The sequence below is a fragment of the Flavobacterium sp. genome (assembly GCF_031537875.1).
Taxonomy (GTDB): domain Bacteria; phylum Bacteroidota; class Bacteroidia; order Flavobacteriales; family Flavobacteriaceae; genus Flavobacterium.
Window position 1 is genome coordinate 14548 of the sequence record NZ_JAVKNB010000006.1, and the last position, 26443, is coordinate 40990.

General features: G+C 35.8%; 22 protein-coding genes. 10 read left to right on the forward strand and 12 right to left on the reverse strand.

The window, feature by feature from the left end; genetic code table 11:
- Positions 1-60: 60 nt before the first annotated feature.
- The 5 genes from RMR09_RS02465 to gcvP all read right to left on the reverse strand — a co-directional run bounded on the left by RMR09_RS02465 (position 61) and on the right by gcvP (position 6136).
- The gene (locus RMR09_RS02465; protein ID WP_310594257.1) at positions 61-912 is read right to left on the reverse strand and encodes a glycosyltransferase family A protein; all 852 of its coding nucleotides are present in this window, start codon (positions 910-912) and stop codon (positions 61-63) included.
- Entirely contained in the window at positions 912-1436 is a 525-nt protein-coding gene (locus RMR09_RS02470) for a methyltransferase (protein WP_310594258.1), read from the reverse strand. The genes RMR09_RS02465 and RMR09_RS02470 overlap by 1 nt, the downstream gene beginning before the upstream one ends.
- A gap of 154 nt (positions 1437-1590) precedes the next feature.
- Complete coding sequence (locus tag RMR09_RS02475; RefSeq protein ID WP_310594259.1) at positions 1591-2649, reverse strand: ketoacyl-ACP synthase III; 1059 nt, start codon at positions 2647-2649, stop codon at positions 1591-1593.
- 121 nt (positions 2650-2770) lie between these two features.
- Positions 2771-3148 carry a group III truncated hemoglobin gene (locus tag RMR09_RS02480; RefSeq protein WP_310594260.1) on the reverse strand — a complete coding sequence of 126 codons (378 nt, stop codon included), beginning with the start codon at positions 3146-3148 and terminating at the stop codon, positions 2771-2773.
- A gap of 144 nt (positions 3149-3292) precedes the next feature.
- The gene (gcvP, locus tag RMR09_RS02485) at positions 3293-6136 is read right to left on the reverse strand and encodes an aminomethyl-transferring glycine dehydrogenase (protein WP_310594261.1); all 2844 of its coding nucleotides are present in this window, start codon (positions 6134-6136) and stop codon (positions 3293-3295) included.
- Positions 6137-6311: 175 nt separating this feature from the next.
- On the opposite strand from gcvP, the gene RMR09_RS02490 reads away from it, so the two are divergent.
- A complete protein-coding gene (locus RMR09_RS02490) occupies positions 6312-7058 on the forward strand; it encodes a hypothetical protein (RefSeq protein ID WP_310594262.1) in 747 nt (248 codons plus the stop codon).
- A gap of 51 nt (positions 7059-7109) precedes the next feature.
- Here the strand turns inward: RMR09_RS02490 and RMR09_RS02495 are convergent, their stop codons facing one another.
- The 3 genes from RMR09_RS02495 to RMR09_RS02505 all read right to left on the reverse strand — a co-directional run bounded on the left by RMR09_RS02495 (position 7110) and on the right by RMR09_RS02505 (position 10959).
- Positions 7110-9137 carry a M3 family metallopeptidase gene (locus tag RMR09_RS02495; protein ID WP_310594263.1) on the reverse strand — a complete coding sequence of 676 codons (2028 nt, stop codon included), beginning with the start codon at positions 9135-9137 and terminating at the stop codon, positions 7110-7112.
- A gap of 107 nt (positions 9138-9244) precedes the next feature.
- Positions 9245-9730 (reverse strand): 5-(carboxyamino)imidazole ribonucleotide mutase, encoded by a 486-nt coding sequence (gene purE / locus RMR09_RS02500; RefSeq protein ID WP_310594264.1) that lies wholly within the window; start codon positions 9728-9730, stop codon positions 9245-9247.
- A 62-nt stretch (positions 9731-9792) separates the two neighbouring features.
- On the reverse strand, positions 9793-10959 hold the full coding sequence (locus RMR09_RS02505) for a 5-(carboxyamino)imidazole ribonucleotide synthase (protein ID WP_310594265.1): 1167 nt from the start codon (positions 10957-10959) through the stop codon (positions 9793-9795).
- Between the two features lie 182 nt (positions 10960-11141).
- On the opposite strand from RMR09_RS02505, the gene hpt reads away from it, so the two are divergent.
- From hpt to RMR09_RS02550, 9 genes are all read left to right on the forward strand, one after another.
- Positions 11142-11672: a hypoxanthine phosphoribosyltransferase gene (gene hpt, locus RMR09_RS02510; protein WP_310594266.1), complete on the forward strand. Its 531-nt coding sequence runs from the start codon at positions 11142-11144 to the stop codon at positions 11670-11672.
- Between the two features lie 38 nt (positions 11673-11710).
- A complete protein-coding gene (locus RMR09_RS02515) occupies positions 11711-12283 on the forward strand; it encodes an adenylate kinase (protein ID WP_310594267.1) in 573 nt (190 codons plus the stop codon).
- A 141-nt stretch (positions 12284-12424) separates the two neighbouring features.
- Positions 12425-13648, forward strand: a complete 1224-nt coding sequence (locus tag RMR09_RS02520) for a hemolysin family protein (protein ID WP_409070950.1) — start codon at positions 12425-12427, stop codon at positions 13646-13648.
- A 134-nt stretch (positions 13649-13782) separates the two neighbouring features.
- A complete protein-coding gene (gene obgE, locus RMR09_RS02525) occupies positions 13783-14784 on the forward strand; it encodes a GTPase ObgE (RefSeq protein ID WP_310594269.1) in 1002 nt (333 codons plus the stop codon).
- A 110-nt stretch (positions 14785-14894) separates the two neighbouring features.
- Positions 14895-15581: a tetratricopeptide repeat protein gene (locus RMR09_RS02530; RefSeq protein ID WP_310594270.1), complete on the forward strand. Its 687-nt coding sequence runs from the start codon at positions 14895-14897 to the stop codon at positions 15579-15581.
- Positions 15582-15638: 57 nt separating this feature from the next.
- Complete coding sequence (gene murC / locus RMR09_RS02535) at positions 15639-17039, forward strand: Mur ligase family protein (protein WP_310594271.1); 1401 nt, start codon at positions 15639-15641, stop codon at positions 17037-17039.
- A gap of 22 nt (positions 17040-17061) precedes the next feature.
- Positions 17062-17754: a RadC family protein gene (gene radC, locus RMR09_RS02540; RefSeq protein ID WP_310594272.1), complete on the forward strand. Its 693-nt coding sequence runs from the start codon at positions 17062-17064 to the stop codon at positions 17752-17754.
- 8 nt (positions 17755-17762) lie between these two features.
- Positions 17763-18452 (forward strand): YjjG family noncanonical pyrimidine nucleotidase, encoded by a 690-nt coding sequence (locus RMR09_RS02545; RefSeq protein WP_310594273.1) that lies wholly within the window; start codon positions 17763-17765, stop codon positions 18450-18452.
- Positions 18452-19183 (forward strand): hypothetical protein, encoded by a 732-nt coding sequence (locus RMR09_RS02550; RefSeq protein ID WP_310594274.1) that lies wholly within the window; start codon positions 18452-18454, stop codon positions 19181-19183. The genes RMR09_RS02545 and RMR09_RS02550 overlap by 1 nt, the downstream gene beginning before the upstream one ends.
- Here RMR09_RS02550 and RMR09_RS02555 read toward each other — a convergent pair.
- The 4 genes from RMR09_RS02555 to RMR09_RS02570 form a co-directional block, all read right to left on the reverse strand.
- Entirely contained in the window at positions 19180-20457 is a 1278-nt protein-coding gene (locus RMR09_RS02555; protein ID WP_310594275.1) for a replication-associated recombination protein A, read from the reverse strand. The two genes, RMR09_RS02550 and RMR09_RS02555, sit on opposite strands and share 4 nt — an antisense overlap.
- A 114-nt stretch (positions 20458-20571) precedes the next feature.
- Positions 20572-21306 carry a 23S rRNA (guanosine(2251)-2'-O)-methyltransferase RlmB gene (gene rlmB, locus RMR09_RS02560; protein ID WP_310594276.1) on the reverse strand — a complete coding sequence of 245 codons (735 nt, stop codon included), beginning with the start codon at positions 21304-21306 and terminating at the stop codon, positions 20572-20574.
- A gap of 69 nt (positions 21307-21375) precedes the next feature.
- Positions 21376-22821, reverse strand: coding sequence for a SusD/RagB family nutrient-binding outer membrane lipoprotein (locus RMR09_RS02565; protein ID WP_310594277.1), 1446 nt, complete (start codon positions 22819-22821; stop codon positions 21376-21378).
- 3 nt (positions 22822-22824) lie between these two features.
- Positions 22825-26085: a SusC/RagA family TonB-linked outer membrane protein gene (locus tag RMR09_RS02570; RefSeq protein ID WP_310594278.1), complete on the reverse strand. Its 3261-nt coding sequence runs from the start codon at positions 26083-26085 to the stop codon at positions 22825-22827.
- Between the last annotated feature and the right edge of the window lie 358 nt (positions 26086-26443).

A 26443-nucleotide genomic window follows, 5' to 3' on the forward strand; every position in this document is an offset into this window, starting at 1 on the left:
CTAAATTACAAAAAATGTAATGTCTTTAGGTGATTTGAATAAGGAGTTTTGCAATTAGAATTATCGAAAAAGTTTGGCTTTCATTTTTTGTAATCGATATTTTCTAATAAACTGTGCTTGATCAGCAGTTACTAATAGAGGTCTATTGGCAATTTTTGCTTTCAAAAATCCAATTAAATAATCAATAAATAAAAAAGGTTTGCCTTTTCGCATCGCTAATTTCAATGAAGCGATAGCAGTGATTGTAAAACCATAACCCAAAGTGTAAAATGCTTCACCTTGTTTGTAGCGGGCAGTTTTGTTGTAATTAGCTCCTGTTGGTTTTAAGTGTTTTACGTGTAAACTTTCGTCAGTCATCACTTTCCAATTGTAGAATTTACACAACAATTCGTCAACAGTGTCCCAGCCCATTTGCGCTCTTAGGCCTCCGATTTGTTTGAAAGTTGCTTTTCGATAGGCTTTTAACGCACCGCGAATGTGATCTTTATCGGTTAAATTTTCTAAAATCCATTCTCCATTTTTTTCGATGTAACAAAAACCACCTACCATTCCAATAGAGGCATCCGATTCAAAATGAGAAATGATGGTTTCAAAGTAATTGGATGGAAAAATCAAATCGGAATCTGCTTTTACAATCAAATCGTAGTCTTCGTCTATAGATTCTAATCCTTTTTGAAAAGCCTGAATTACTTTACTTCCTGGTAAATGAATCGCGCTGGAGGTTTTGGTTACCAGTGAAATCCATGGGTGTTTTTCTGCGAAATCCAAAACTATATCTGGAGTTCTATCAGTTGAATTGTCATTCACTACAATTACTTTCGTCGGAAGAACAGTTTGATCTACTAACGATTGTAATGTTAAAGCAATAAATTGTTCTTCATTGTAAGTAGGAATAACGATATAATACTTCATTATTTTATTTTTTCGGCGTAAACGATGTAATATCTTGGAGTGAAAAAACGCAACAAAGGTCTAAATCCAATCTTTTTTACAGGGTGTGTAAATTTCTCTCTTGCAATGATTTTCCAGCCTGTTTTTTCTAATAACCAGTCCAATTGCCAGTCTTCAAATTCATGATAATGTCTATCCCACATATCTGTTTTACTTCTGTAAGCTGGGGAAAACCACAAACGAAGCGGAATCGAAATCAATAATTTGTCTGATTTTACATTTTGTAAAATAGTGTACGGATTGAGTAAATGTTCGAAAATTTCAAAGGCGGTAAAAACAGTGTAGTTTTCGTTTTGTAAAGCACTTTGATTGTTGTCTAAATCTTCTCCTGAAGTATTTTTTACAGTGTATCCATTTTCAATCATAATTTTTGAAAACGGATTAGGAACACCTAAATCAAAAATAGTTTCTGAAGTAGCAATGTGTTTTTGTAAAAAATCTAAAGTGTGTTTGAACCTTTTATTTGGAAACGTTTTTTCGTACATATTGATAGTAAGGAACGGTCTAAAATCCGTTCTATTTTGTTAAAGCAACAAAGATAAATAAAGTTTTGAATTTTAAACTTTTAAAGAGTAGGATATCAATAAGAAATCCGCAGCTTATGAGATAAACTGCGGATTAGAGATAATTACATTGAGTTTAATATCGGTATACAAAAGCATTGATATTCATTCCTGCTCCTACCGATGCAAAAATTAAAACATCACCTTTATTGATTTCTTGATTTTCGATTTTACCCTGAAGCACTTGGTCGAAAAGCGTTGGTACGGTAGCCACGCTGCTGTTTCCTAAATCATGAATACTCATTGGCATTACGTCTTTTGGAGGTGTTTTTCCGTACAATTTGTAGAAACGATGTACAATAGCTTCATCCATTTTTTCATTGGCTTGGTGAATCAATATTTTTTTGACATCATCAATGCCTAGTCCACTTTTTTCCAAACAACTTTTCATAGCTGAAGGCACGTTGCTTAATGCAAATTCATAGATTTTACGTCCATACATTTTGATGTATTTAGTGTCTGGGTCTAAATTGGAATTATACGATTTTCCGAAGAATAAGTAGCCTGCTTCGTCATTAGCAAATGTAGCGCTTTCATAAGATAGCATTCCACTTGCATCATCTGATGCTTCTATAATGGATGCTCCAGCTCCGTCAGAATAAATCATTGAATCTCGGTCGTGGTCATCCACTACTCGTGATAAAGTCTCTCCACCAATTACCAAACAACGTTTTGCCATGCCAGATTTGATAAAAGCATTGGCTTGTAAAACACCTTCTATCCATCCCGGACAACCAAAAAGAAGATCGTAAGCGACGCATTTTGGGTTTTGAATTTGTAATTTATGTTTTACTCTTGTGGCTAAACTCGGCAACATATCCGATTGGATTGTCCCGTGTTTTACGTCGCCAAAGTTGTGCGCAAAAATAATATAATCAATGGTTTCAGGATCTATATTGGCGTTAGCTATTGCTTTTTGGGCAGCAAAATAGCCTAAATCAGATGAGGTGTATTGATCGTTAGCATAGCGTCTGTTTTCAATTCCAGTAATACTCTTAAATTTATTGACTACTACTTCGTTTGGATATCCAAAAGGACTTCCGTCTTCATTTAAGAAAACATGATCAGAAAAATCAGTGTTGCTAACGCTTTTTTCAGGAATATAACTTCCTATTCCGCTTATTTTGATGTTCATAAAGTATGATATTATGTTACGAAAATATCATTTTTATTCGGAATTATTGCATAAAAACTATTTTTGGTCGATTTATTATTAATTTTTTAATAATAATATTTGAAAAATAATAATTTGGTAATTATTTCTCTTGTTGCGCAATTTTTATTTGCATTATGGTAGATAAATTATGGGCTTGGTTTTTCATTCGCTCACAATTGAATCCTTCGAAATTTTCATTGATAGCTGCTTCAAAATGAGTGAGCCAAATGTCAAATAGCTCTTTGGATAAATAAGATTTAGCATTCACATCTAAATGAATTTGGGTGAGATTATTGACATAACCACCAGTTCCTAAGATCGCTTGTGACCAAAAAGTAACCAGAATAGGCAAGTGTTCTTCTAATTTTATTTTGACTACATCAGTAAAAATATAGCTGATGCTATCGTCAGCCAATAATTTTTTGTAGAATTCATCTACTACAATATAGATTTCTTCTGGAGTTTGAATGTCTTTCATTTTTGAAATAAGTTTCGAGTTTTAGGTTTAGCTTCGCTATGTTCAACTTCTTCTCAAGTCAAGTTTCAAGTTGTAAAAAAAGTTCAAGATTAAATATAAACCTTGAACTTTTAAACTTTTAAACCTGAAACTTTAAACTAAAGCTTACATATAGGCTTCAATTGGAGCACAAGAACAAACTAAATTTCGATCTCCATAGGCATCATCTACACGACGAACACTTGGCCAAAATTTATTTTCTGCAATGTATTCCAACGGGAAAGCCGCTTCTGCTCTAGTGTATGGGAAATCCCAAACATCAGCCGTAAGCATGGCTTGTGTATGTGGTGCGTTGTGTAAAACCGTATTGTGGTTGTCTGCGGTAGCCACCTCAATCTCTTTTCTAATAGCAATCAAGGCATCACAAAAACGATCTAATTCGGCTACATCTTCCGATTCTGTTGGTTCAATCATTAACGTTCCTGCAACCGGGAAAGAAACCGTTGGAGCGTGGAAACCGTAATCCATTAAACGTTTGGCAATATCAGTAACTTCCACACCTTGTTGTTTGAAAGCACGACAATCTAAAATCATTTCGTGAGCCGCTCTTCCCATTTCCCCAGAGTAAAGAACAGGGTAGTGGTCTTCTAAACGCACTTTCATATAATTAGCATTCAAAATGGCATACTTAGTAGCATTCGTTAATCCTTCTGAACCTAACATCGAAATGTAGCCGTACGAAATTAAACAGACTAAAGCCGATCCATAAGGCGCTGCTGAAATAGCCGAAATAGCTTGGTTTCCACCTGTTGGAATAATTGGATTTGTTGGTAAAAACGGAACTAATTTTTCGTTCACACAAATTGGTCCTACACCAGGTCCGCCACCACCGTGAGGAATAGCAAAGGTTTTGTGTAAGTTCAAGTGACAAACATCTGCGCCAATGGTCGCCGGATTCGTTAATCCTACTTGCGCATTCATATTAGCACCATCCATATAGACTAAACCGCCATTCTCGTGGATTAGATTGGTAATTTCAATGATTGAACTTTCAAAAACACCATGAGTTGATGGATAGGTTACCATTAAGCAAGACAAACGATCTTTGAATTCAATGGCTCTAGCGCGTAAATCTTCTACGTCAATATTTCCTTCTGGAGTTGTTTTGGTTACAATAATTTCCATTCCTGCCATCGCTGCTGATGCCGGATTGGTTCCATGAGCTGATGAAGGAATCAAACACACATTTCTATGGTCATCACCTCTTGACAAGTGATAGGCTCTAATGGTCATTAAACCTGCGTATTCGCCTTGCGCTCCTGAATTAGGTTGTAAAGTTGTACCCGCAAAACCAGTTACCACATTCAATTGGTGTTCTAGTTTTTTCAACATGATTTGGTACCCTTCTGCTTGTTCAATTGGTGCAAATGGGTGAATGCTGTTCCAGTTGGCCATCGATAAAGGTAGCATTTCGGCAGCAGCGTTCAATTTCATAGTACAAGAACCTAATGAAATCATGGAATGATTCAAGGACAAATCTTTGCGCTCTAATTTTTTGATATAACGCATCAACTGACTTTCAGAATGATGGTTGTTGAATACTTCGTGTTGTAAGAAAGTTGAGGTTCTTTCTAAGTTTTTAGGAACCATTGTTTCATTTACAAATTCATTAATTTGCACATTTGACTTCCCTAATGCTTCAGCAAAAATAGATACAATGTGGTTTAAATCTGCTAATGAAGTGGTTTCGTTTAATGAAATTGAAATGGTTTCTCCATCTACATAAAAGAAGTTTACTTCATTTTTTTCTGCAACCGCTTTTACTTTAGTTGCATCTGCTTTAACCAAAAGGGTATCGAAGAAAGTAGTATTGGTTTGGTAAATACCTAATTGATTTAAGGCTTCCGCCAAAGTCACTGCAGATGCGTGAACTTTATTAGCAATGTATTTCAGTCCTTTTGGCCCGTGATAAACAGCGTACATTCCAGCCATAACCGCTAATAAAACTTGAGCAGTACAGATGTTTGAAGTTGCTTTTTCACGTTTGATGTGTTGCTCACGAGTTCCCAAAGCCATTCGTAAAGCTCTTTTTCCATTCGCATCAATAGTTACCCCAATGATTCTTCCTGGCATCGAACGTTTGTGTTCTTCTTTAGTGGCAAAATAAGCAGCGTGTGGTCCGCCATAACCTATTGGAATCCCAAATCGTTGTGAAGTTCCTACCACTACATCAGCTCCCATTTCTCCCGGAGGAGTTAATTTGGCTAACGATAAAAGATCCGCTGCTACAGCAACTTTTATTTCGTTAGTATGTGATTTGGCAATAAAACCAGCATAGTCATTAACTTGACCGTATTTTCCAGGATATTGCAACATGGCTCCAAAAAAATCAGAAGAGAAATCAAATGTTTCATGATTTCCAACCACTAATTCTATTCCTTTTGGAGTAGCGCGTGTTTCTAATACCGATAATGTTTGAGGTAAAATTTCTTCTGAAACGAAGAATTTCTTTATGTTATTTTTCTTTTGGTCACGAGAACGCACATCGAATAACAAAGCCATCGCTTCGGCTGCTGCCGTACCTTCATCAAGTAATGAGGCATTAGCGATTTCCATTCCTGTTAATTCGATAATGGTAGTTTGATAGTTTAAAATCGCTTCTAAACGACCTTGTGCGATTTCTGCTTGGTAGGGTGTATAAGCGGTATACCAACCTGGGTTTTCAAAAATATTTCTTTGAATTACGGCAGGAACAACAGCAGGGTGATACCCTAAACCGATATATGATTTAAACACTTTGTTTTTACTTCCCAATTCTTGAATATGACTTAAGTACTCGTATTCAGTCATTGGATCGTCTAACTCTAAGTCTTTTTTAAGACGAATATCTGTTGGGATAGTTTCGGCAATTAATTGGTCAAGTGAGTCAACTCCAATAGTTTTAAAAAGGTGTTGTAGGTCACTTTCTCTTGGACCTATATGGCGTAAAGCAAATGCGTCTGTTTTCATTTATATAGTATAAAAGTAAATAGGGTTGTGTTTTAATTCGATGTTGTTTTCAGACAAAGAATTCGCAAGCAAAAGTAATTATTAAACTTGTATTTTTAAGTTCAACAAATGGTAATGTTTTGAGAATTTGTTAACCAAAATCAGGTCTTATTAACAGATTTGTTAGTTTTGCAGCATGCTAACTTTTAGAAAAATAGTAGATTTCTATATTCATTCTTCAATTCATGTTGGAGTAGCTGTGTTTTGTCTAGTGCAGCTAAGTGTTCCTCAATGGACTAGTTATTCGTTTTTGGTTTTTTTTGGGACAGTTGTAGGTTATAATTTTTTGAAATATTCCGAATGGTTTCTGTCAAACAAGCGTTTACGATACAATATTATTGGGATACTAAGTGTTTCTGTAGTAGCTGCGATAGGATTTTTGTTGCTCTTTTTGGAGCAAGACGCCGCGATACAGTTCGATTTGTTAGTGGCTTTAGGATTGGTTGTGTTGTATCCTTTAATCCGTAAATTGGGTTGGTTGAAACCTTTCTTTGTCAGTATTGTTGTGAGTTATATCACGGTGGCTGTTCCGTTGAAGGCTAGTGCAGACGTTGCTTGGTTTTTTGTGCAACGATTCCTTTTGCTTTCTAGCTTGATGATTCCTTTTGAAATTTCGGATAGCATGACTGATGCTGTTTCTTTGCAAACTCTACCTCATTTGTTTGGAGTTGCAAGAACAAAACAAATAGGTTATGTATTAGTAGGGTTGTATTGTGTTGCCTCTTTTCATGCATTATCCATACACTATCCATGCCTTATCTATGCTTTATCTTCAGGAGTAGCGATTTATTTTTCTTCCCCAAAAAGGAGTTGGTATTACACCTCCTTTTGGGTGGAGAGTTTGCCAATAGTATGGTGGTTAATCTCGATTGTATTGAAATAAAAAAACCGAAGTAATTAACTCCGGTTTTTATACATTTTACAATCTAATATTCTAAATCAACCCTGCGCGTTTCAATAACGCTTCTGGTTTTGGTTCCTGACCTCTAAAACGTTTGTACAATGTCATTGGGTGTTCTGTGCCACCTTTTGAAAGTACATTATCTTTGAATTTGGTAGCGACTTCTTTATTGAAAATCCCTTTTTCTTGGAAATAGGCAAACGCATCTGCATCTAATACTTCGGCCCATTTGTAGCTGTAGTATCCCGAAGAATACCCACCTTGAAAAATATGAGAGAAAGAAACGCTCATGCAGTTTTCGGTTACATCTGGATACAGACTAGTACCATCAAAAGCTTCTTTTTCAAACGCTTTGACGTTCGTAATTTCTGTTGGGTTATTACTATGGAAAGCCATGTCTAATAGTCCAAAACTCAATTGGCGCAACGTAGCCATTCCTTCTAAGAAACTGGCACTTTCTTTAATTTTTTCTACATATTCTTGCGGAATGATTTTGCCTGTTTCATAATGTTTGGCAAACAGCGCTAAGGCTTCGGGTTCGTAACACCAATTTTCCATCACTTGCGAAGGCAATTCTACAAAATCCCAATATACCGAAGTGCCTGACAAACTTGGATAAGTAGTATTTGCCAACATACCGTGTAAACCGTGTCCGAATTCATGAAACAAAGTAGTTACTTCGTTGAACGTTAATAGAGAAGGTTTGGTTGGAGTAGGCGGTGTAAAATTACACACATTCGAAATATGTGGTCTTTCATTTATCCCATTTTGAATGTATTGAGGCTTGTAGGATGTCATCCAAGCTCCGTTACGTTTTCCTTTTCTAGGGAAGAAGTCGGCGTAGAAAAGTGCTACCAACTCGTTTTTTTCGTCCAAAACTTCAAAGGTTTGCACATCAGCATGGTATTTGTCAATATCGAAAATCTCTCTGAATGTTAAACCAAATAGTTTGTTAGCAATCGTGAATGCCCCGTTCAACACGTTTTCTAATTTGAAATACGGTTTTAAAAGCTCGTCATCCAAATTGAATAATTTTTGTTTCAATTTTTCAGAATAATAGGGACCGTCCCATTTTTCTAATTGGTCAATGCCATCTAGATCTTTGGCGAAAGCCGTTAATTGAGCAAATTCTTTTTCGGCTGCTGGCTTGGCTTTGGCTAACAAATCATTTAAAAAGGTTTTTACTTGATCCGGATGTTGTGCCATACGCTCTTCCAAAACAAAGTGAGCGTGTGTTTCATAGCCTAATAAATTGGCGCGTTCGTAACGCAATTTGGCAATTTGTAACGTGATTTCTTGGTTGTCAAATTCATTATTTTGAAAGGCTTTTTTACCTGCGGCAATGGTGATTTCTTTTCGCAATTCGCGGTTATCAGCATAGGTTACAAAAGGCAAGTAACTAGGAAAGTCTAAAGTAAAAATCCAGCCTTCCATCTCTTTCGATTTGGCTAAAGCATTTGCCATTTCGATAGCTCCTTCAGGCAAGCCTTTTAAGTCGGTTTCATTAGTGATGTGCAGTTGGTAGTTATTGGTTTCTGCCAAAACATTTTCGCCAAAAGTTAGTTTTAGCTTGGCTAATTCGGTATCGATTTCGCGTAAGCGTGATTTTTTATCTTCAGCAAGTAAGGCTCCGTTTCGGGCAAAACTTTTGTATTTTTTATCTAATAAAGTCGCTTGTTCAGGAGTTAGATTTAAAGTATCTTTTTTATCGTAAATCGCTTTGACTCTTTGGAACAAGTTTTCATTTAAAGAAATATCATTGCTAAAAGCAGTTAAAATCGGTGATACTTCTTGTGCGATTTTTTGCATTTCGTCGCAGGTTTCTGCCGAATTCAAATTAAAGAAAATCGAGGATAAGCGATCCAACGCTTGCCCTGAAAAATCCAGCGCTTCAATCGTATTTTCAAAAGTAGGCGTAGCTGAATTGTGAGTAATCGCTTCTATTTCAGCTCTTGCACTCGCAATTGTAGCTTCAAAAGCGGGTTGGTAGTCGCTCATTTGAATCTGAGAGAAAGGTGCAGAATTGTATTTGGAATTGAATGTTGAGGTTAAAATGTTCATTGTACAATTTAGTTTCTTTATTTTTAACCATTAAGGGATTAAGAAAAATTAAGTATGATTACTGAATCAAAATCTTAATGAACCTTAATCCCTTAATGGTTTTACTATTATTTTTTTAACCCTTCGGAAGCTTTGATTACAGTTTCTTTTAAGCCTTGTTTGTAGGCGATGATTTTGTCTAAAACACATTTGTCGTGGCTTCCAATAATTTGCGCTGCCAAAATCCCTGCGTTTTTTGCTCCATTCAATGCTACAGTCGCTACAGGTACCCCGCCTGGCATTTGTAAAATGGACAAAACTGAATCCCAACCATCAATAGAATTGCTTGATTTAACCGGAACTCCAATTACTGGGAGTGGACTCATAGAAGCCACCATTCCTGGTAAATGGGCTGCGCCACCTGCACCTGCAATAATTACTGAAATTCCATTTTCGTGTGCCTTTTTGCTAAAATCGAATAGTTTTTCAGGGGTTCTGTGTGCCGAAACAATATCTACTTCGGTTTCGATATCAAATCCTTTTAAAATGTCGATGGCTTCTTGCATTACTGGCATATCCGAAATGGAACCCATTATTATTGCTACTTTACTCATATTTTTATTTTTTTGAACACAGATTTCACAGATTTGATTTGTGCTAATTTGTGAAATCGGTGTTATTTTACTTCACTAATTACTCTTATTGAATTCTTCACTTCTTCCGCAATTTTCCTTGCTTCGTTCACGTCTTCGTTGACAATGGTGACGTGTCCCATTTTTCTAAAAGGGCGGGTTTGTTTTTTGCCGTAAATGTGTGGCGTAACGCCATTCCATCCTAATATTTTTTCAATATTCTCATAAATCACTTGTCCTGAATAACCTTCGGAACCCACCAAATTCACCATAATTCCGGCAACTTTACTGTCGGTATTACCTAAAGGCAAATCTAAAATGGCACGCAAATGGTTTTCAAATTGAGAGGTATAGCTGGCTTCAATCGAATAATGTCCTGAATTGTGCGGTCTTGGAGCGACTTCATTGACTAAAATTTCGTCTTCTTCCGTTTGAAACATTTCCACAGCCAATAGTCCTACGTGATGGAATTGTTGTGAAACGTTCAATGCAATGGCTCTCGCTTTTTCAGCTACTTTCTCATCAATTCGTGCTGGACAAATGACATATTCTACTTGATTGGCTTCGGGATGAAATTCCATTTCTACAACAGGATAGGTTTTGATTTCGCCTGATGGGTTGCGACATACAATTACCGCCAATTCATTTTTGAACGGAATCATTGCCTCAGCAATACATTCTACATTGGGTAATTCGTCTAAATCAGTTGCTTTACGAACTACTTTTACTCCGTTTCCATCGTAACCAAATTCGGTGCATTTCCATACAAAAGGCATTTGGATTGCTGATTGCTGATTGTTGATTGCTGATTTTAGATCTTGAAGATTTTCAAATCGTTGATGAGGTGCTGTTGGAATATTATGTTGGGTATAGAAATCTTTTTGGATTCCTTTGTTTTGAATTAATTTCAAAGTTTTTGGCGAAGGATAAACAGGTAAACCTTCAGCTTCTAATTGTACTAAAGCGTCAAGGTTGACCAATTCGATTTCAAAAGTTAAAACGTCTACTTTTTTTCCGAAGTTGTATACCGTGTCAAAATCCATTAAGTCGCCTTGAAAGAATTGATTGCAGGCAATTTTACAGGGAGCTTCGTCACTTGGGTCTAAAACGTAAGTTTGAATGTCAAATTTTCGGGTGTCAAACAATAGCATTTTACCCAATTGACCACCACCTAAAATTCCTAATTTAAAATCGGAAGAAAAATAATTCATTTGTTTTCTCTTTTACTTCAACTATTGGGCTTTTGTTGCCTATGTGTGCAAAGATACTTAGTCCGTTGATAATTAACAATTGATAATGCATAATTCGTAGTTGTAAAATTACAAATTCCCCGTCTTTTATAGATTGTCCAATCCGAATTCAGTATATTTGCTCTTTATTTTTAAAAAGAATAATGATTCAACTTCACGACAAGCAATTTGTACCCTTTATTTCTGCCAAGGAAATAGATCTTGCAATCGCTAAAATGGCAGCGCAAATAACCGCTGACTTTTCAGATGAAATCCCTGTATTTATTGGGGTCTTGAACGGAGCTTTTATGGTGGCTTCAGACTTGATGAAATGTTATGATTCGCCTTGTGAAGTCAGTTTTGTTAAAATGGCTTCTTATGAAGGGACTTCTTCTACCGAAGAGGTAAAACAGTTAATTGGTTTGAATCAAGATTTAACTGGTAGGACTGTAATTGTGATTGAAGACATTGTTGATACAGGTACTACATTAGTAGCTTTGAAGGCATTATTCGAAAGTAAAAACGTCAAGCATTTTAAGGTTGCTACCTTATTTTTTAAACCAGAGGCCTATACGAAAGAGTTGCCAATAGATTATGTAGGGATTCGAATTCCTAATAAATTTATTGTTGGCTATGGTTTGGATTATGATGGATTGGGTCGTAATTTGCCAGAAGTATATCAATTGAAAGACTAATTAAACCATATTTACAACACAAAAACAGCATTTAGAAGATGATTAACATTGTTTTATTTGGGAAACCAGGAGCAGGAAAAGGAACTCAAGCCGAATTTTTAAAAGGGAAATACAATTTGACACACCTTTCAACAGGAGATATTTTTAGATTTAATATTAAAAATGAAACTGAATTAGGAAAATTAGCCAAAACCTATATGGATAAGGGTGATTTAGTTCCTGATGAGGTAACTATTCAAATGTTGCAATCCGAAGTAGATAATAATCCACATTCAGCAGGTTTTTTATTTGATGGTTTTCCAAGAACATTGGCTCAAGCAGGAGCATTGGATCGCTTTTTGGAATCAAAAGGGCAACAAATTACAGCTACTGTAGCTTTGGAGGCAGATGATGAAATCTTAGTACAACGTTTGTTAGAAAGAGGAAAAACTTCAGGAAGACCAGACGATCAAGATGAAGAAAAAATCAGAAATCGTTACCAAGAATACAATGAAAAAACCGCTCCTTTGATGGGGTATTACAAAGAGCAAGGGAAGTTTTATGCTGTTGACGGCATAGGTTCAATTGCAGAAATTACAGAACGATTGAGTACTGTAATCGATAATTTATAATAGATCACAAAATGTTTGAAATTTTGGATTGAAAAGAAACCTTCGTTTGGTTATCTTTAAATCTAACTTTAAACTTTTAATACAATACAATTGGAACTACTCATTATACTTTTTTTAATTCTTTTGAACGGTGTTTTCTCAATGTCGGAAATCGCGTTGATTTCTTCGCGAAAGAGCCGATTAGAGACCGCTGCTAAAAAAGGAAATAAAAGCGCTAAAACAGCACTTGATTTGGCTAATTCGCCAAACAAATTCCTTTCTACAGTTCAAATAGGAATTACACTTATTGGGATTTTAACCGGTATCTATAGTGGTGATAAAATCACTGAAGATGTCGAATATTTTGTAAGTGGATTCGAAGCGATTGCACCTTATGCGCATTCAGTTGCGGTGGGAATTGTAGTAGTGATTTTGACTTTTTTCTCTCTAGTTTTAGGGGAATTATTACCTAAACGTATTGGTTTAAATCATCCAGAAGCTATTGCAAAAGCGATGGCGATGCCCATGAAAGTGATATCCATTATTACGGCTCCTTTTATTTGGTTATTAACTACTTCTACGGAGTTTTTATTAAAAATTCTTCAAATCAAGCCCACGGCAGATGGGAAAGTAACCGAAGAAGAAATTAAGGCTATTATTAAAGAGGGTACTGAAGTAGGAGAGGTGCAAGAAATTGAGCAGGACATTGTGGAGCGTGTGTTTCACATTGGGGATAGAAAAGTCAACTCGTTGATGACGCATCGTAGCTCGATGGTGTATCTTTCTATGGATGACACTTTAGAGGAAATTAAATCGAAAGTGTTAGACGAATTGCATTCTGTTTATCCTGTTTGTGAAGAGAATTTAGATGAGGTGGTTGGCGTTGTGTTTCTGAAGGATTTGTTTGCCAATTTTGAGAAAGGTAACTTTGATTTACGTTCTATAGCTAGAGAACCATCTTATTTTATCGAACATACATCAGCGTATAAAGCATTAGAAAATTTCAAGAAAACTAAAGTGCATTATGCGTTTATTACCGATGAATATGGAGTTTTTCAAGGAATTATTACCTTGAATGATATTTTAGAGGCACTGGTAGGAGATGCAGCTGATTTTGATGACGATGAGTATAAGTTGATTGCCCATGAAGACGGCTCATGGCTAGTTGATGGACAGTATTCACTGCATGATTTCTTGACTTATTTTGATATGGATGAGTTAACGACTGATTATGAGGTGACTACCGTAAGTGGATTTATTATAACTGAATTGGGTGCTATCCCTAAAGAAGGTGATAAGTTGATTTGGAATAAATTAGAGTTTGAAGCTCAAAAAATGGATGGTGTAAAGATTGATAAAATTTTAATCACTACTTTGAAAGAATAATAAACTAATCAGTGGTTAGTATTTTGTTGGGAGAATTAAAAATGATACGGGAGGAATAACAATTGTCGTCAGAAGGTTTTTTGGAATTAAAAATTTCCGAACACTTTAGACTGATGGCTGAAAACTAAGAAAAGATGACAGAAGGTAACTTCGTAGATTACGTTAAAATATATGTTTCTTCTGGTAAAGGAGGAAAAGGCTCTACTCATTTGCATAGAGAAAAGTTTATTGAAAAAGGAGGTCCAGATGGTGGAGATGGTGGTCGTGGAGGACATGTGTATTTAGTTGGAAATAAAGGGCTTTGGACATTGTTTCACCTGAAATTTGCTCGTCACGTCAAAGCCGGTCACGGTGGCGATGGAGGTGGAGATCGAAGTACAGGAGCCGATGGTGATGATAAATACATTGAAGTACCTTTGGGAACAGTAGTCAAAGACAAAGAAACTGGAGAGGTTTTATTTGAAATTACCGAAGACGGTGAGAAGAGAATTTTAGCTCAAGGAGGTAAAGGAGGACTTGGTAACTGGCATTTTAGAAGTTCTACAAATCAAACGCCACGCTACGCACAACCTGGTTTGTTGGGTGTGGAAATGGATGTAATTTTAGAATTAAAAGTCCTAGCTGATGTTGGTTTGGTTGGTTTTCCTAATGCAGGAAAATCTACTTTACTTTCTGTTTTGACTTCGGCTAAGCCAAAGATTGCAGATTATCCTTTTACCACTTTAAAACCAAATCTTGGAATTGTAGCCTATCGAGATTTTCAATCGTTTGTTATTGCTGATATTCCAGGAATTATTGAAGGTGCAGCTGAAGGGAAAGGGTTAGGACATTACTTCTTGCGTCATATTGAGCGTAATTCCACTTTGTTATTTTTAGTACCTGTGGATACACCAGATATTAAGGCTGAATATGATATTTTGGTGAACGAATTGACCAAATACAATCCGGAAATGTTAGACAAAGAACGTCTATTAGTGATTTCAAAAATTGACATGTTGGATGATGAGCTTAAGGCCGAACTTAAAACCGAATTAGATGTGGCTTTCAAAGATATACCGTATTTGTTTATTTCGTCAGTGGCACAGCAAGGCTTGACTGAATTGAAAGACAAACTATGGAATATGTTGAATAACTAAAGATATAATGTGTGTTAAATTAGAATCCGTTTCTTTTGAAGCGGATTTTTTTATGAAAAACCTTTACGATTTGAATGAAATAGAAGTATTAATTTCCTTATTTTTGAAATATGAATCGAGTGGTATTTCTTTTATTATTTATTCCAAGTATGCTTTGGTCTCAAGCTAATTTTGAGAAAGCAGAACAGCTTTTGGAATCTGGAAAAACAGAACAGGCTCGTGTATTGTTTGAAAGCATTTTAAAAGAGAATCCGTCTCATTTAAAAGCAATCGAATATTTAGGAGATATTGCAGGTCAAAATAAATCATGGGACAAGGCGCTTTTTTATTATAAGAAATTGAAGCAATTACAACCTGATGAAGCTAACTATTATTATAAATATGGTGGTGCATTGGGGATGAAAGCGAAAGAAGTGAATAAATTCAAGGCATTGGGAATGATTGATGAAATTAAATCATCGTTTGAAAAAGCCATAATTTTAGACCCGAAACATAAGGAATCGCGTTGGGCTTTAGTACTGTTGTATGTACAATTGCCCGGAATTATAGGTGGTAGCGAAGCCAAAGCAGTAGCTTATTCTAATGAGTTGATGCGTTTGTCGCCATTGGAAGGGTATTTGTCTAAAGGGTATATCGAAGAATATTTCGGTAGAAATAAAAAAGCAGAGCTGAATTATATTAAAGCTTTTGAGTTGACCAATTCAAAATTGGCTTTTCAAAAACTATACAATTTGTATTTGTACAAAATGAAAAATTCGGATAAAGCGAAACAATTAAAGGAACAATTTGAGAAATAAGCCTCCCCAACCCCTCCAAAGGAGGGGCTTAAAAAGAGGTAAATAAATAAACTAAAAATGATTAATACAAATAACACTCAAAGTATTCCCTCTATGGGGGCTAGGCGGCTACATTTTATCGCTATTGGCGGAAGCGCTATGCACAATTTAGCATTGGCTTTGCATAACAAAGGGTATCAGGTAACAGGAAGTGACGATGCTATTTTTGAACCTTCAAAATCTCGATTAGAAAAGAAAGGTATTCTGCCTGCTGAAATGGGTTGGTTCCCAGAAAAAATAACGAGCGATATTGAAGCTGTTATTTTAGGAATGCATGCCAAAGCAGATAACCCTGAGTTGTTGAAAGCACAAGAATTAGGATTGAAAATTTATTCGTATCCTGAATTTTTATACGAACAATCCAAAAATAAAACCCGAGTGGTTATTGGAGGTTCGCACGGAAAGACTACCATTACTTCGATGATTTTACATGTGATGCACTATCACAATATTGCGGTTGATTATATGGTGGGAGCTCAGTTAGAAGGCTTTGATACCATGGTCCATCTTACTGAAGAAAATGATTTTATGGTTTTGGAAGGCGATGAATATTTGTCTTCACCCATTGATAGACGCCCGAAGTTTCATTTGTATCAACCCAATATTGCGTTGATTTCGGGAATTGCATGGGACCATATTAATGTGTTTCCAACCTATGAAAACTATGTAGAGCAATTCGAAATATTCATTGGTAAAATCACTAATGGCGGAATTTTGGTATACAATGAAGACGATACTGAGGTGAAACGTGTTTCGGAAGCCGCTACGAATCCAATTCGTAAACTGCCTTATAGCACGCCTGCTTACACGGTAAACGATGGTGTAACGCTTTTAGAAACTCCAGAAGGACCAATGCCAATTGAAGTTTTTGGTGCCCATAATTTGAATAATTTGGCTGGTGCCAAATGGATTTGCCAAAATATGGGTGTGGATGAAGCCGACTTTTATGAAGCGATTGCGAGTTTCAAAGGAGCTTCTAAACGACTAGAAAAAATTGCCGAAGGTAAAGGAAAAGTAGCCTACAAAGATTTTGCGCATTCTCCAAGTAAAGTAGCGGCTACTACCAAAGCCGTAAAGGAACAATACCCTAATAGAACTTTAGTGGCTTGTTTAGAGTTGCATACCTATAGTAGTTTGAATGCTGAATTTTTAAAAGAATACGAAGGTGCTTTAGAATATGCTGATGAAGCGGTTGTTTTTTATTCGCCAGATGCGGTAAAAATCAAACAATTGGAAGAAGTAACCTACGAACAAATTGCCAAAGCGTTCAATCGAGAAGATTTGATTATTTATACCAATCCAGCCGAGTTTAAAAATTATTTATTCAACCGAAATTTAGATAATTCCGCTTTGTTGTTGATGAGTTCTGGAAATTATGGAGGATTAAATTTTGATGAAGTCAAACAATTAATAGAATAAGAATAACCCAAATTAATTACACATGGAAAACGCCCCCTTTCCCATTAGTAGTTGGTCCGAAGACGATAAGCCTCGGGAAAAACTCATGCTTAAAGGTAAAAGTGCTTTGAGCGATGCTGAACTGATTGCTATTTTGATTGGTTCTGGAAGTCGGAATGAATCAGCTGTTGATTTAAGCAAACGAATTTTGGCCAACGTTACTCATAATTTGAATGCTTTAGGGAAACAGAGTTTGTCTCAATTGATGCAATTCAAAGGAATAGGAGAAGCTAAGGCGATTTCTATTGTTGCAGCACTAGAATTAGGTAGAAGACGTAGGGCAGAAGAAGCGGTTGAATTGACTAAAATCACCTCTAGTAAAGTGATTTTTGAATTGATGCAACCTATTATTGGAGAGTTGCCTCATGAAGAATTTTGGATTGTGTATTTGAATAATTCCAACAAGGTCATTTCGAAAACACAATTGAGTAAAGGCGGAATAACGGGAACGGTGGTTGATGTGCGATTGGTGTTTAAAATGGCACTCGAACAAGGAGCTACCTCATTGGTTTTGTGTCATAATCATCCCTCGGGTAGTTTAAAACCCAGTGAAGCAGACAAGCAAATTACGCAGAAATTAAAACGAGCAGGTGAGAGTTTGGAAATACTTATTTTAGACCATTTGATAGTTACTGAAACGAGTTATTTTAGTTTTGTTGACCAAGGAATTTTATAAAAATTGAAATGAAAAATAAATCGATACAACATATTTTTTTTGATTTGGATCATACCCTTTGGGATTTTGACAAAAATTCTGAAATGGCATTTGACACTATTTTTAAGCAACATCATCCTGAGATTGCAACAGTTCATTTCATTGAAAAATATGCGCCTATCAATCAAGCGTGTTGGAAATTATACCAATACGACAAAATTACTCACGAAGAGTTGCGCTATAAAAGGCTGAAAGATACGTTTGATGCCTTGGATTATGTAATTTCAGACGAAGCTATTCATCAAATAGCGGATGATTACATTACTTTTTTGCCTGATAATAATCATTTGTTTGATGGGGCAATTGAGATTTTAGACTATCTTAGTTCACACTATCAGTTGCATATTATCACCAACGGTTTTGCTGGTGTACAATATAAAAAAATAGCCAATTCGAAGATTGAAACTTATTTTGAAACAATTACTAATTCTGAGATGGCAGGAGTAAAGAAACCGAATCCTATTATCTTTCAACATGCTTTGGATTTGGCTCAAGCAAAGAAAGAGCATAGTATAATGATTGGCGATTGTTTGGAAGCTGATGTTCAAGGCGCTTTAGATTTTGGAATAGACGCGCTATTTTTCAACCCAAATAATGAAATTGTTCCAGAAGGGATTATTCAAATTAATCATTTGTTAGAACTTAAAAACCATTTATAATGAAAAAACTAGTATTAGCATTCGTATTATTGACTTCATTTTGTTTTGCTCAAAACAGCAACAATTACAAAGCGGTCATTGTTCCATTGAAATTTGATTTTATTCGTACTAATAATCAGTACCGACTTTGTACGATGTCAAAAGCCAATTTGGTTAATGCAGGATTTACGGTGTTTTATGCGAATGAAATTCTTCCCAAGGAATACAACGATCGATGTGAATTGTTGTATTATGATATTGTGAAGGAAAATGCCTTTTTAGCTACTAAATTTCATATTGAATTAAAAGATTGTAGTGGTAATTTAATTTACAAATCAGACACAGGTTATACCAAAGAAAAAGACACAGAGTTAGCTTATTCAAAGGCATTGGACGAAGCATTTGTATCTGTAAAAAATTTACATTATAAATATGAAAAACTCAATGTTGCAACGCCTGTAGTAACACTGAAAGAGGAAGTTGTTCCAGTTGTTGCATCAGCAGTTTCAACCCCTGTAATCCAAAAATCAGATTCTAATTTAGTATATGCTCAAGCGACAGCTACTGGCTATCAATTAGTAGATGCGAGTCCGAAAGTGATTTTTAAATTGTATGTAACATCAAAATCTGATGTATATCTGGCTACAAAAGGAACTATTCAAGGCGCTTTTATTCAAAAAGACAAAGAATGGTTTTTTGAATATTATGAAAACGAAAAATTAGTTTCAGAAAAAGTAGCGGTGAAATTTTAGTATCCGTATTTGTCTTTCCAACGATTTTTTAAAAACTCTCGAGTACTGTTTTCTCTCGCATTATTTCCAGGTTCATAGATAGCAGTTCCTTTAAGTGATTCGGGTAAGAATTCTTGTTCGGCAAAATTATTGGCATAGTCATGCGAATATTTGTAGTCTTCTCCGTAACCTAGCTCTTTCATCAGTTGGGTTGGAGCATTGCGCAAATGAATAGGAACAGGTAAGTCACCTGTTTGTTTTACTATTTGTTGAGCTGTACCTATGGCAAGGTAGGAAGCATTGCTTTTGGGTGAAGTTGCTAAATAAACTGCACATTGGCTTAGTATAATCCGACTTTCAGGATAGCCAATTGTGGCGACGGCCTGAAAAGTATTATTAGCCATAATAAAGGCTGTGGGGTTGGCATTTCCAATATCTTCACTAGCAAGAATAAGCATTCTTCGCGCAATAAATTTTACGTCTTCACCACCTTCAATCATTCGGGCTAGCCAATAGACCGCTCCGTTTGGATCACTTCCGCGAATGGATTTAATAAAGGCAGAAACGATATCGTAATGTTGTTCTCCCGTTTTATCGTACAAAACAGTATTTTGTTGTACTAATTCGAATACACGATCGTTTGTAATTAAAATTTCATCCTCATTAGAGGCGTTTACGACGAGTTCAAAAAGATTTAATAGTTTCCGACCATCTCCACCAGAAAGTCGCAATAGCGCCTCTGTTTCGGCTAAATTTATTTTTTTGCCTTGTAAAATAACATCCGTATTCATTGCTCTGTGAAGCAGGGTCTCTAAGTCTTCTTTATTAAAAGCATTTAAGGTGTAAACCTGGCAACGGGATAAAAGGGCAGGTATTACTTCAAAACTAGGATTTTCAGTTGTTGCTCCAATGAGTGTAATCCATCCTTTTTCTACAGCAGCTAACAGAGAATCTTGCTGTGATTTGCTAAATCGATGAATCTCATCGATAAACAAAATAGGATTTTTGGAAGTAAAGAGTCCGCCACTTTGTTTCGCTTTTTCTATCACATCACGAATGTCTTTTACCCCAGAGTTAATTGCACTCAGGATATAAAATGGACGTTTTGATTCTTGCGAAATAATTTGAGCTAAAGTGGTTTTTCCTGTTCCAGGAGGTCCCCAAAAGATTAATGAAGGTATGATTCCTTTTTCAATTTGTTGCGTTAGCGAACCATTAGACCCCACAAGATGCTGTTGACTAATATAGTCTTCTAGTTGTTGTGGGCGTATGCGTTCGGCTAAAGGAGCTACCATTTTAATGGATTTATTTGTTTATAAGGTTATTTGGGGATATGTTTATTCGGTTATTTGTTAACTGTATTTAAATAGTATGCGATAACTTACATCTCCGTTGATTTGTAGATTTGTTTAGCTTCGCTGTCTTACCGCTTCGTATAAGAAGGCACCGCAAGCGACAGAAACATTTAGCGATCCAATAGTTCCGAACATAGGTAGTTTTGCTTTTTCATCAACAATTTTTAAAACAGAAGGGTTTATTCCTCTGTCTTCTGATCCCATGATGATTGCTACGGGTTCGTTTAATGCAATATCGTAGATGTTTTGTTCTGTTTTTTCTGTTGCGGCTACTGTTTTAATACCCGAACCTTGCAAATAAAAGATAGCGTCTTTAATATGTTCGACTTTACAAATAGGTACATTGAAAACGGCTCCAGCAGAGGTTTTTACGGTATCCCCATTTACGGGTGCTGAACCTGCTTTTTGAATAATAATTCCATTAACACCAGTACATTCAGCAGTTCTAATAATAGCGCCAAAATTACGCGCATCAGAGATTTGATCTAATATTAAGAATAAAGGTTGTTTCCCTGATTCCATAGTTGATTCAACTAAATGTTCTAGTTCCATAAAACCAATAGGAGAGATACTAGCTACTGCTCCTTGGTGGTTGTTAGGTGTTAGACGGTTTAGTTTTTCTACAGGGACGTAAGAAAAATTAATATTGGCACGTTTCATGACCTTCATTAAATCCTTCATCAGTTCGCCTGCAATTTCTTTTTGAATGAAGACTTTGTCCACTGCAGTTTCTGCTTGTATGGCCTCAATAATGGCACGTATTCCGAATATTATGTTTTCTTTTTCCATGTCGCAAAGATATAAAAAAAAACCACCAGCCAAAGGCTGATGGTTTTCAAATACTTGAAGAAATAAATATTAGAATTTATCCCAGAATATTTTTGTAGTTAAGTTATTACCACCAATTGCAGTGATAGCAGCAGTTACATTAGCTGTATTTAATGTTTGCTCTTTTGCAGGGTAAGAATAACGAACAGGTACTGAAGTTAAACCATTGTATGCTCCAGCTGGTGCAGCTAATACAGGGAAGTCTAATCTTCTGTAAGATGTCCAAGCTTCAAAACCTCTATTGTAAAGAGCTAACCAAGCTTGTTCTCCAATTTTTTGTTTGTAAGTACCTGTAGCAGTAGTATACGCTACATCAGTTCTTGCTAAATAAGTAGCAATATCTGCTGAAGCAACACCCCAATTTTGCATTGAAGCAGTGATACCAGCATTGTAGTGAGATTCTGCAGTTCCACCAACAGCAATACCTTTTGCTGCAGCTTCCGCCAACAAGAATTCTACTTCAGCGTAATCAAATAAAGTTCCAGGTAAAGTAGGACTTTCGATGGTAGCACTTACATGAGAAAAGTTTGTGTATGAGTTACCAGTTCCATAAATCCCACCTTTATAAGTGTTATCAGAAGCTAAAGTGAAATATTTAGCTCTTCTAGGATCAGACAAGGTGTTCATTTTGTCAACTAAAGTATTTGCAGGAACAAAATCATGTCTTCCACTAGCTACTAAATCTACATATAGTGGATTAGTGTTTGGTTGTGCTCCTAAGTACTGTAAATTAGTGTTATCTGCATTGCTAGAGATTAATCCAGCAGTAACCGCAGCAGTAATTTGAGATGCAGCATAAGCATGATCAGCATCATCCAAGTTAACAGCTAAACGTAAACGCAATGAATTAGCGAATTTTTTCCATTTAGCAGCTGAACCGCCATAAATTAAATCAGCTGATCCGAAACTATCAGTTGAAGTTAATAAACTTGCATCAGCAGTTAATCTAGCAATTAAATCTTTGTAGATTGTTTTTGCATCATCATACTTAGGTTGAGGATGTCCTTCAATGTCATTCGATTCAGTGTAAGGAACATCACCAAAAGTATCTACTAAAATACTGTAAGCATATACAATATGGATGTCAACAATCGCTTTTTTGTTGTTCAAAATAGCTGTTTCTGCTGGTGAAGCAGGAGTTTCAGCATCCAATTGTTTTTTAGCTGCTTTTAAGTCAGTTAATACATTACGGTATAATACTGTCCAGTGATTGTCAGGAATTGTACGTGTTGTAATGTTGTACTGACTTTCGTCAGGATACGTAGTTTCAGTCCATTGTTGCGCAAACATTCTGAATACATTGTAATTAACTGATGTACTAGTCATTTGATCAACTAATGCTTTTTGAGCTGAAGTAAATAAATACTCTGACTTCGTAGTACTAGGGTTTTTAGTATCTACATTTAAGCCTGTAATATCATCAGTACAAGAAACTGATAGTGCGATAAACGCAATTAATAATACTATCTTTTTCATAATTTAAAATTTAAATGTTAGGTTACATCCGATATTTCTTGTCGTTGGTAATGAACCTACAGAATAACCAGATGATAAGTTACCAGAAGCTAAACCACTTTCAGGATCTGCATCCGGTAGATTTTTATGGATGATCCATAAGTTAGACCCTACTATGCTGAATTTCATGTCAGTAAGCTTCAATTTAGCAACTAAAGATGATGGTAAGCTATATGTGATGTTTACTTCTCTTAATTTGATGTAAGAAGCATCATATACAAATGCAGCATTAGGCGCTCTTCTGTATCCAGAGATGTTTCCGTATTGGTCTGGAGCAGCTGTTCTTACAGTGTTAGGGGTTCCATTTGCTTGGACACCTGGTAGAATAACACCACCACCATTAGCAATTGTGTTACGTACAGGATTACCCAATTCATTGTTTCCAGCAGTTGCTACAGAAAGACCTGTTGCTAAACCATACGATTGGTCAAGTGAGAACATATCCCCTCCTTTTTGCATATCAACTAAGAATCCTAAAGAAAGGTTTTTGTATGTAAATTTGTTGCGTACACCACCAGTCCAATCTGGAGTAATGTTACCAATTACATTGTTTGTAGAAGTATTGATTACGTAACGTCCAGAAGTGCTTACCACTTTTTGACCATTCAAATACGTAAAATCAGTACCTTTAATAGCTCCATATGCTTCGCCAACTTGAGCGTTGATAGTCACACCACCTTGGAAACTTCCTAATTGTAAGTTGGTAATACCTTCTGTTAAGCTTACAACAGTATTTTTGTTTTTAGCCCAGTTTACGTATACATCCCATGAGAAATCTTGTGTTTTGATTGGAGTTAAATTAACTTGAACCTCAAGACCTTTATTTTCAATAGTTCCAGCATTTACATATTTAGAAGAGAATCCCGTTGCAGTAGAATAGGCTACTGGAAAAATTTGACCTTCACTTAATGTTTTGTATGCTGCTACGTCAAATCCAACTCTTCTATTAAAAAACTGCATTTCTAAACCAGCTTCTACTGTATTAGAACTTACCGGTTGAAGGTGTGCGTTGTTTTTAGTAGATGAAACAGAATATTGTTGGCTTGAACCAAATGGATCAAATTTATCAAAAGTGTCAGCTAAAGCTTGAGAAGGAGATCCTAATGGGCTTTGAGCATAACTAGCTCTTAATTTACCAAAAGACAACCATGATTTGTCAATTGTTTTAGTAAACACATAACTTCCAGAAACTGATTTAGTTAACAATGTGTTATCGTCAGCTGGTAAAACAGAAAACGCATCACGTCTTAATGTACCGTCTAAAAACAAGAAATCTTTGTAACCAAATGATGCAGAAGCATAATAAGAGTTTACACCTGAATTAATTTCACTTTCAAGAGGGAAAGGAACTGTTCCAACAGAGTTTGTTAAACTATAAACTCCAGGTACAATTAATCCACCTTGAGTAGAAGCTAAGATTGAAGTTGTTCTTGTTCTATTGATTGTACCTCCAGCAATTCCGCTGAAAGAAATGTCATTAGAAATATTTTTCTTGAACGTCAAGAAGAAATCATAGTTTTGTTCAGAGAAGTCACGGTTGTATCTTTGGTAACCAGAACCTTCATCTAATCTGTTGATACCAAAAGATCCTGCTGTAGCACCATTTGCTCTTCTTTCTTCACGTAACTCAGAATAGGTATCAGTAGATACACGACCTGTTGCAGTTACCCAGTCAGCCAATTTGTAATCTAATTTAGCATATCCAGTAAAACGATTTCTTTCGTCAGATTGGTAGTTTTTGTATCTTGTGAAGTAAGGGTTATCCCAGTAGATTGGTTGTAAATCTGTAGGATCAGCCCAGTTCCAAGTTACGTTTTGACCACCTGATCTTTCAAATACTTGTTTCAATTCTTGAACATCAACGTTAGTTTGCCACCATTGACGGAAAGATGTCATGATGTTATCACTATATCCTGTAGAGTTTCTACCGATTGTGTTTTGTGCAGTATAACTAGCAAAAGACGATAAAGATAATTTATCAGTAATTTGACGGTTGAATTTCAAACTCAAACTATTTTTCTTCAATTCAGAATTTGGCATAATACCATTTTGTTTTGAATTGTTAAAGTTCAATACAAAATTACTTTTATCGTCCCCATCTTCTAAACTTACAGAGTTATTGATAGATAATGGGGTATTGAAAAATGTAATAGGTCCGTTTTTAGCCGCTACCCATGGAGTTGCTTTTCCAAAGTTATCAGAATAAGGAGTAAAAGCATTCCAGTTATATACCATTTTATTTGGATCAAAAGGCGCTCCGTAAGAAGCATCTTCAGATGTAGGGACTACTAAATCAGCTACACCATCACCATTGATATCTCTAGATAAGAAAAATCCTGAAGCATCTTCGTAATATGGACCGTAACCAGCACCATATTTAGTTTGGTAATTCACAAAAGTTGATTTGTCAATACTTCCAGTAACGATTTCAGAAGAAACAGTTACACCTAACCCTTTTTTAGCTTTTCCTTTACGTGTAGTAATCATTAAAACACCATTACCAGCTTGGTAACCATATAATGCAGATGCAGCAGCACCTTTCAATACGTTGATTGTTTCAATATCATCTGGATTGATATCCATTGCATTGTTACCATAATCGTAAGTTGGTCCAGATCCAGTAGTTTGAGAACCTGTACTTGAGTTAACATTTGAGTTGTTAACTGGTACACCATCAATAACTACCAACATTTGGTTGTTACCTGTAAGGTTTTTAATACCACGAGATACAATATTAGTAGAACCACCAAAGTTGTTGTTTCTTCTAATTTGAACCCCAGCTACTTTACCAGAAAGTTCGTTAAAGAAGTTTCCGCTACCAGCACCAGAAACGATGTCTGATCCTTTGATTTCTTGAGTTGCGTATCCAAGAGATTTTTTCTCTCTTTTTACCCCAAGAGCTGTAGTAACTACTGCACCTTCTAACTCGATAGCAGCGCTAACTAGTTTTACTTTAATAGTAGTTGAAGTTGCTTTAACTTCTTGAGAGTTCATCCCAATATAGCTAAATGTTAATGTTTGGCTTGGTGCCACTTTGATAGAGAATTTTCCATCAAAATCAGTTTGTGTTCCAATTTTTGTTCCTTTAACTAATACACTTACCCCTGGTAAAGGCAAGCCTGTATTGTCAGAAACAATTCCTGAAACGGCTCTTTCTTGCGCAAAAGTGATTTGCGTCATCAATGCTAGTAACAGCACTAAGAATCCATTTAATTTTAGTTTCATTTTTAATTATTTTGAATTAGTGAAGCAAAACTCTTAATAATTTGTTAACTTTCCTAACATTTGCATTGATTTTTTATGCGCGCATCTAAAATTTAACATTTTAACATTAGTTCTATTACTTGTTGTAAAATTATGTTTTTTGCTGCTTTTTTACTTTTTTACACTTTAATATCTATTGGTTTTGTTGTATTGTCAACTTTTGTGCTCTTTTTTGTTGAATTGTATTTTTTAAATAAAATTAGCGGTTCTTTTAATTAAGGTAGATGTTGAATTGTTTTACAAGTAGCGCTTTCATTTTTTTATATTCTTTTTCTTTCACCTCCGTTTTTAATTTGACCTATTTTGAGCTTCCAGAAGT

Excerpts from the sequence above, each read along its gene's own strand:
- RMR09_RS02465 (WP_310594257.1), bottom strand. The coding sequence starts at position 912 with ATGAAGTATTATATCGTTATTCCTACTTACAATGAAGAACAATTTATT.
- RMR09_RS02470 (WP_310594258.1), bottom strand. The coding sequence starts at position 1,436 with ATGTACGAAAAAACGTTTCCAAATAAAAGGTTCAAACACACTTTAGAT.
- RMR09_RS02475 (WP_310594259.1), bottom strand. The coding sequence starts at position 2,649 with ATGAACATCAAAATAAGCGGAATAGGAAGTTATATTCCTGAAAAAAGC.
- RMR09_RS02480 (WP_310594260.1), bottom strand. The coding sequence starts at position 3,148 with ATGAAAGACATTCAAACTCCAGAAGAAATCTATATTGTAGTAGATGAA.
- gcvP (WP_310594261.1), bottom strand. The coding sequence starts at position 6,136 with ATGAAAACAGACGCATTTGCTTTACGCCATATAGGTCCAAGAGAAAGT.
- RMR09_RS02490 (WP_310594262.1), top strand. The coding sequence starts at position 6,312 with ATGCTAACTTTTAGAAAAATAGTAGATTTCTATATTCATTCTTCAATT.
- RMR09_RS02495 (WP_310594263.1), bottom strand. The coding sequence starts at position 9,137 with ATGAACATTTTAACCTCAACATTCAATTCCAAATACAATTCTGCACCT.
- purE (WP_310594264.1), bottom strand. The coding sequence starts at position 9,730 with ATGAGTAAAGTAGCAATAATAATGGGTTCCATTTCGGATATGCCAGTA.
- RMR09_RS02505 (WP_310594265.1), bottom strand. The coding sequence starts at position 10,959 with ATGAATTATTTTTCTTCCGATTTTAAATTAGGAATTTTAGGTGGTGGT.
- hpt (WP_310594266.1), top strand. The coding sequence starts at position 11,142 with ATGATTCAACTTCACGACAAGCAATTTGTACCCTTTATTTCTGCCAAG.
- RMR09_RS02515 (WP_310594267.1), top strand. The coding sequence starts at position 11,711 with ATGATTAACATTGTTTTATTTGGGAAACCAGGAGCAGGAAAAGGAACT.
- RMR09_RS02520 (WP_409070950.1), top strand. The coding sequence starts at position 12,425 with ATGTCGGAAATCGCGTTGATTTCTTCGCGAAAGAGCCGATTAGAGACC.
- obgE (WP_310594269.1), top strand. The coding sequence starts at position 13,783 with ATGACAGAAGGTAACTTCGTAGATTACGTTAAAATATATGTTTCTTCT.
- RMR09_RS02530 (WP_310594270.1), top strand. The coding sequence starts at position 14,895 with ATGAATCGAGTGGTATTTCTTTTATTATTTATTCCAAGTATGCTTTGG.
- murC (WP_310594271.1), top strand. The coding sequence starts at position 15,639 with ATGATTAATACAAATAACACTCAAAGTATTCCCTCTATGGGGGCTAGG.
- radC (WP_310594272.1), top strand. The coding sequence starts at position 17,062 with ATGGAAAACGCCCCCTTTCCCATTAGTAGTTGGTCCGAAGACGATAAG.
- RMR09_RS02545 (WP_310594273.1), top strand. The coding sequence starts at position 17,763 with ATGAAAAATAAATCGATACAACATATTTTTTTTGATTTGGATCATACC.
- RMR09_RS02550 (WP_310594274.1), top strand. The coding sequence starts at position 18,452 with ATGAAAAAACTAGTATTAGCATTCGTATTATTGACTTCATTTTGTTTT.
- RMR09_RS02555 (WP_310594275.1), bottom strand. The coding sequence starts at position 20,457 with ATGGTAGCTCCTTTAGCCGAACGCATACGCCCACAACAACTAGAAGAC.
- rlmB (WP_310594276.1), bottom strand. The coding sequence starts at position 21,306 with ATGGAAAAAGAAAACATAATATTCGGAATACGTGCCATTATTGAGGCC.
- RMR09_RS02565 (WP_310594277.1), bottom strand. The coding sequence starts at position 22,821 with ATGAAAAAGATAGTATTATTAATTGCGTTTATCGCACTATCAGTTTCT.
- RMR09_RS02570 (WP_310594278.1), bottom strand. The coding sequence starts at position 26,085 with ATGAAACTAAAATTAAATGGATTCTTAGTGCTGTTACTAGCATTGATG.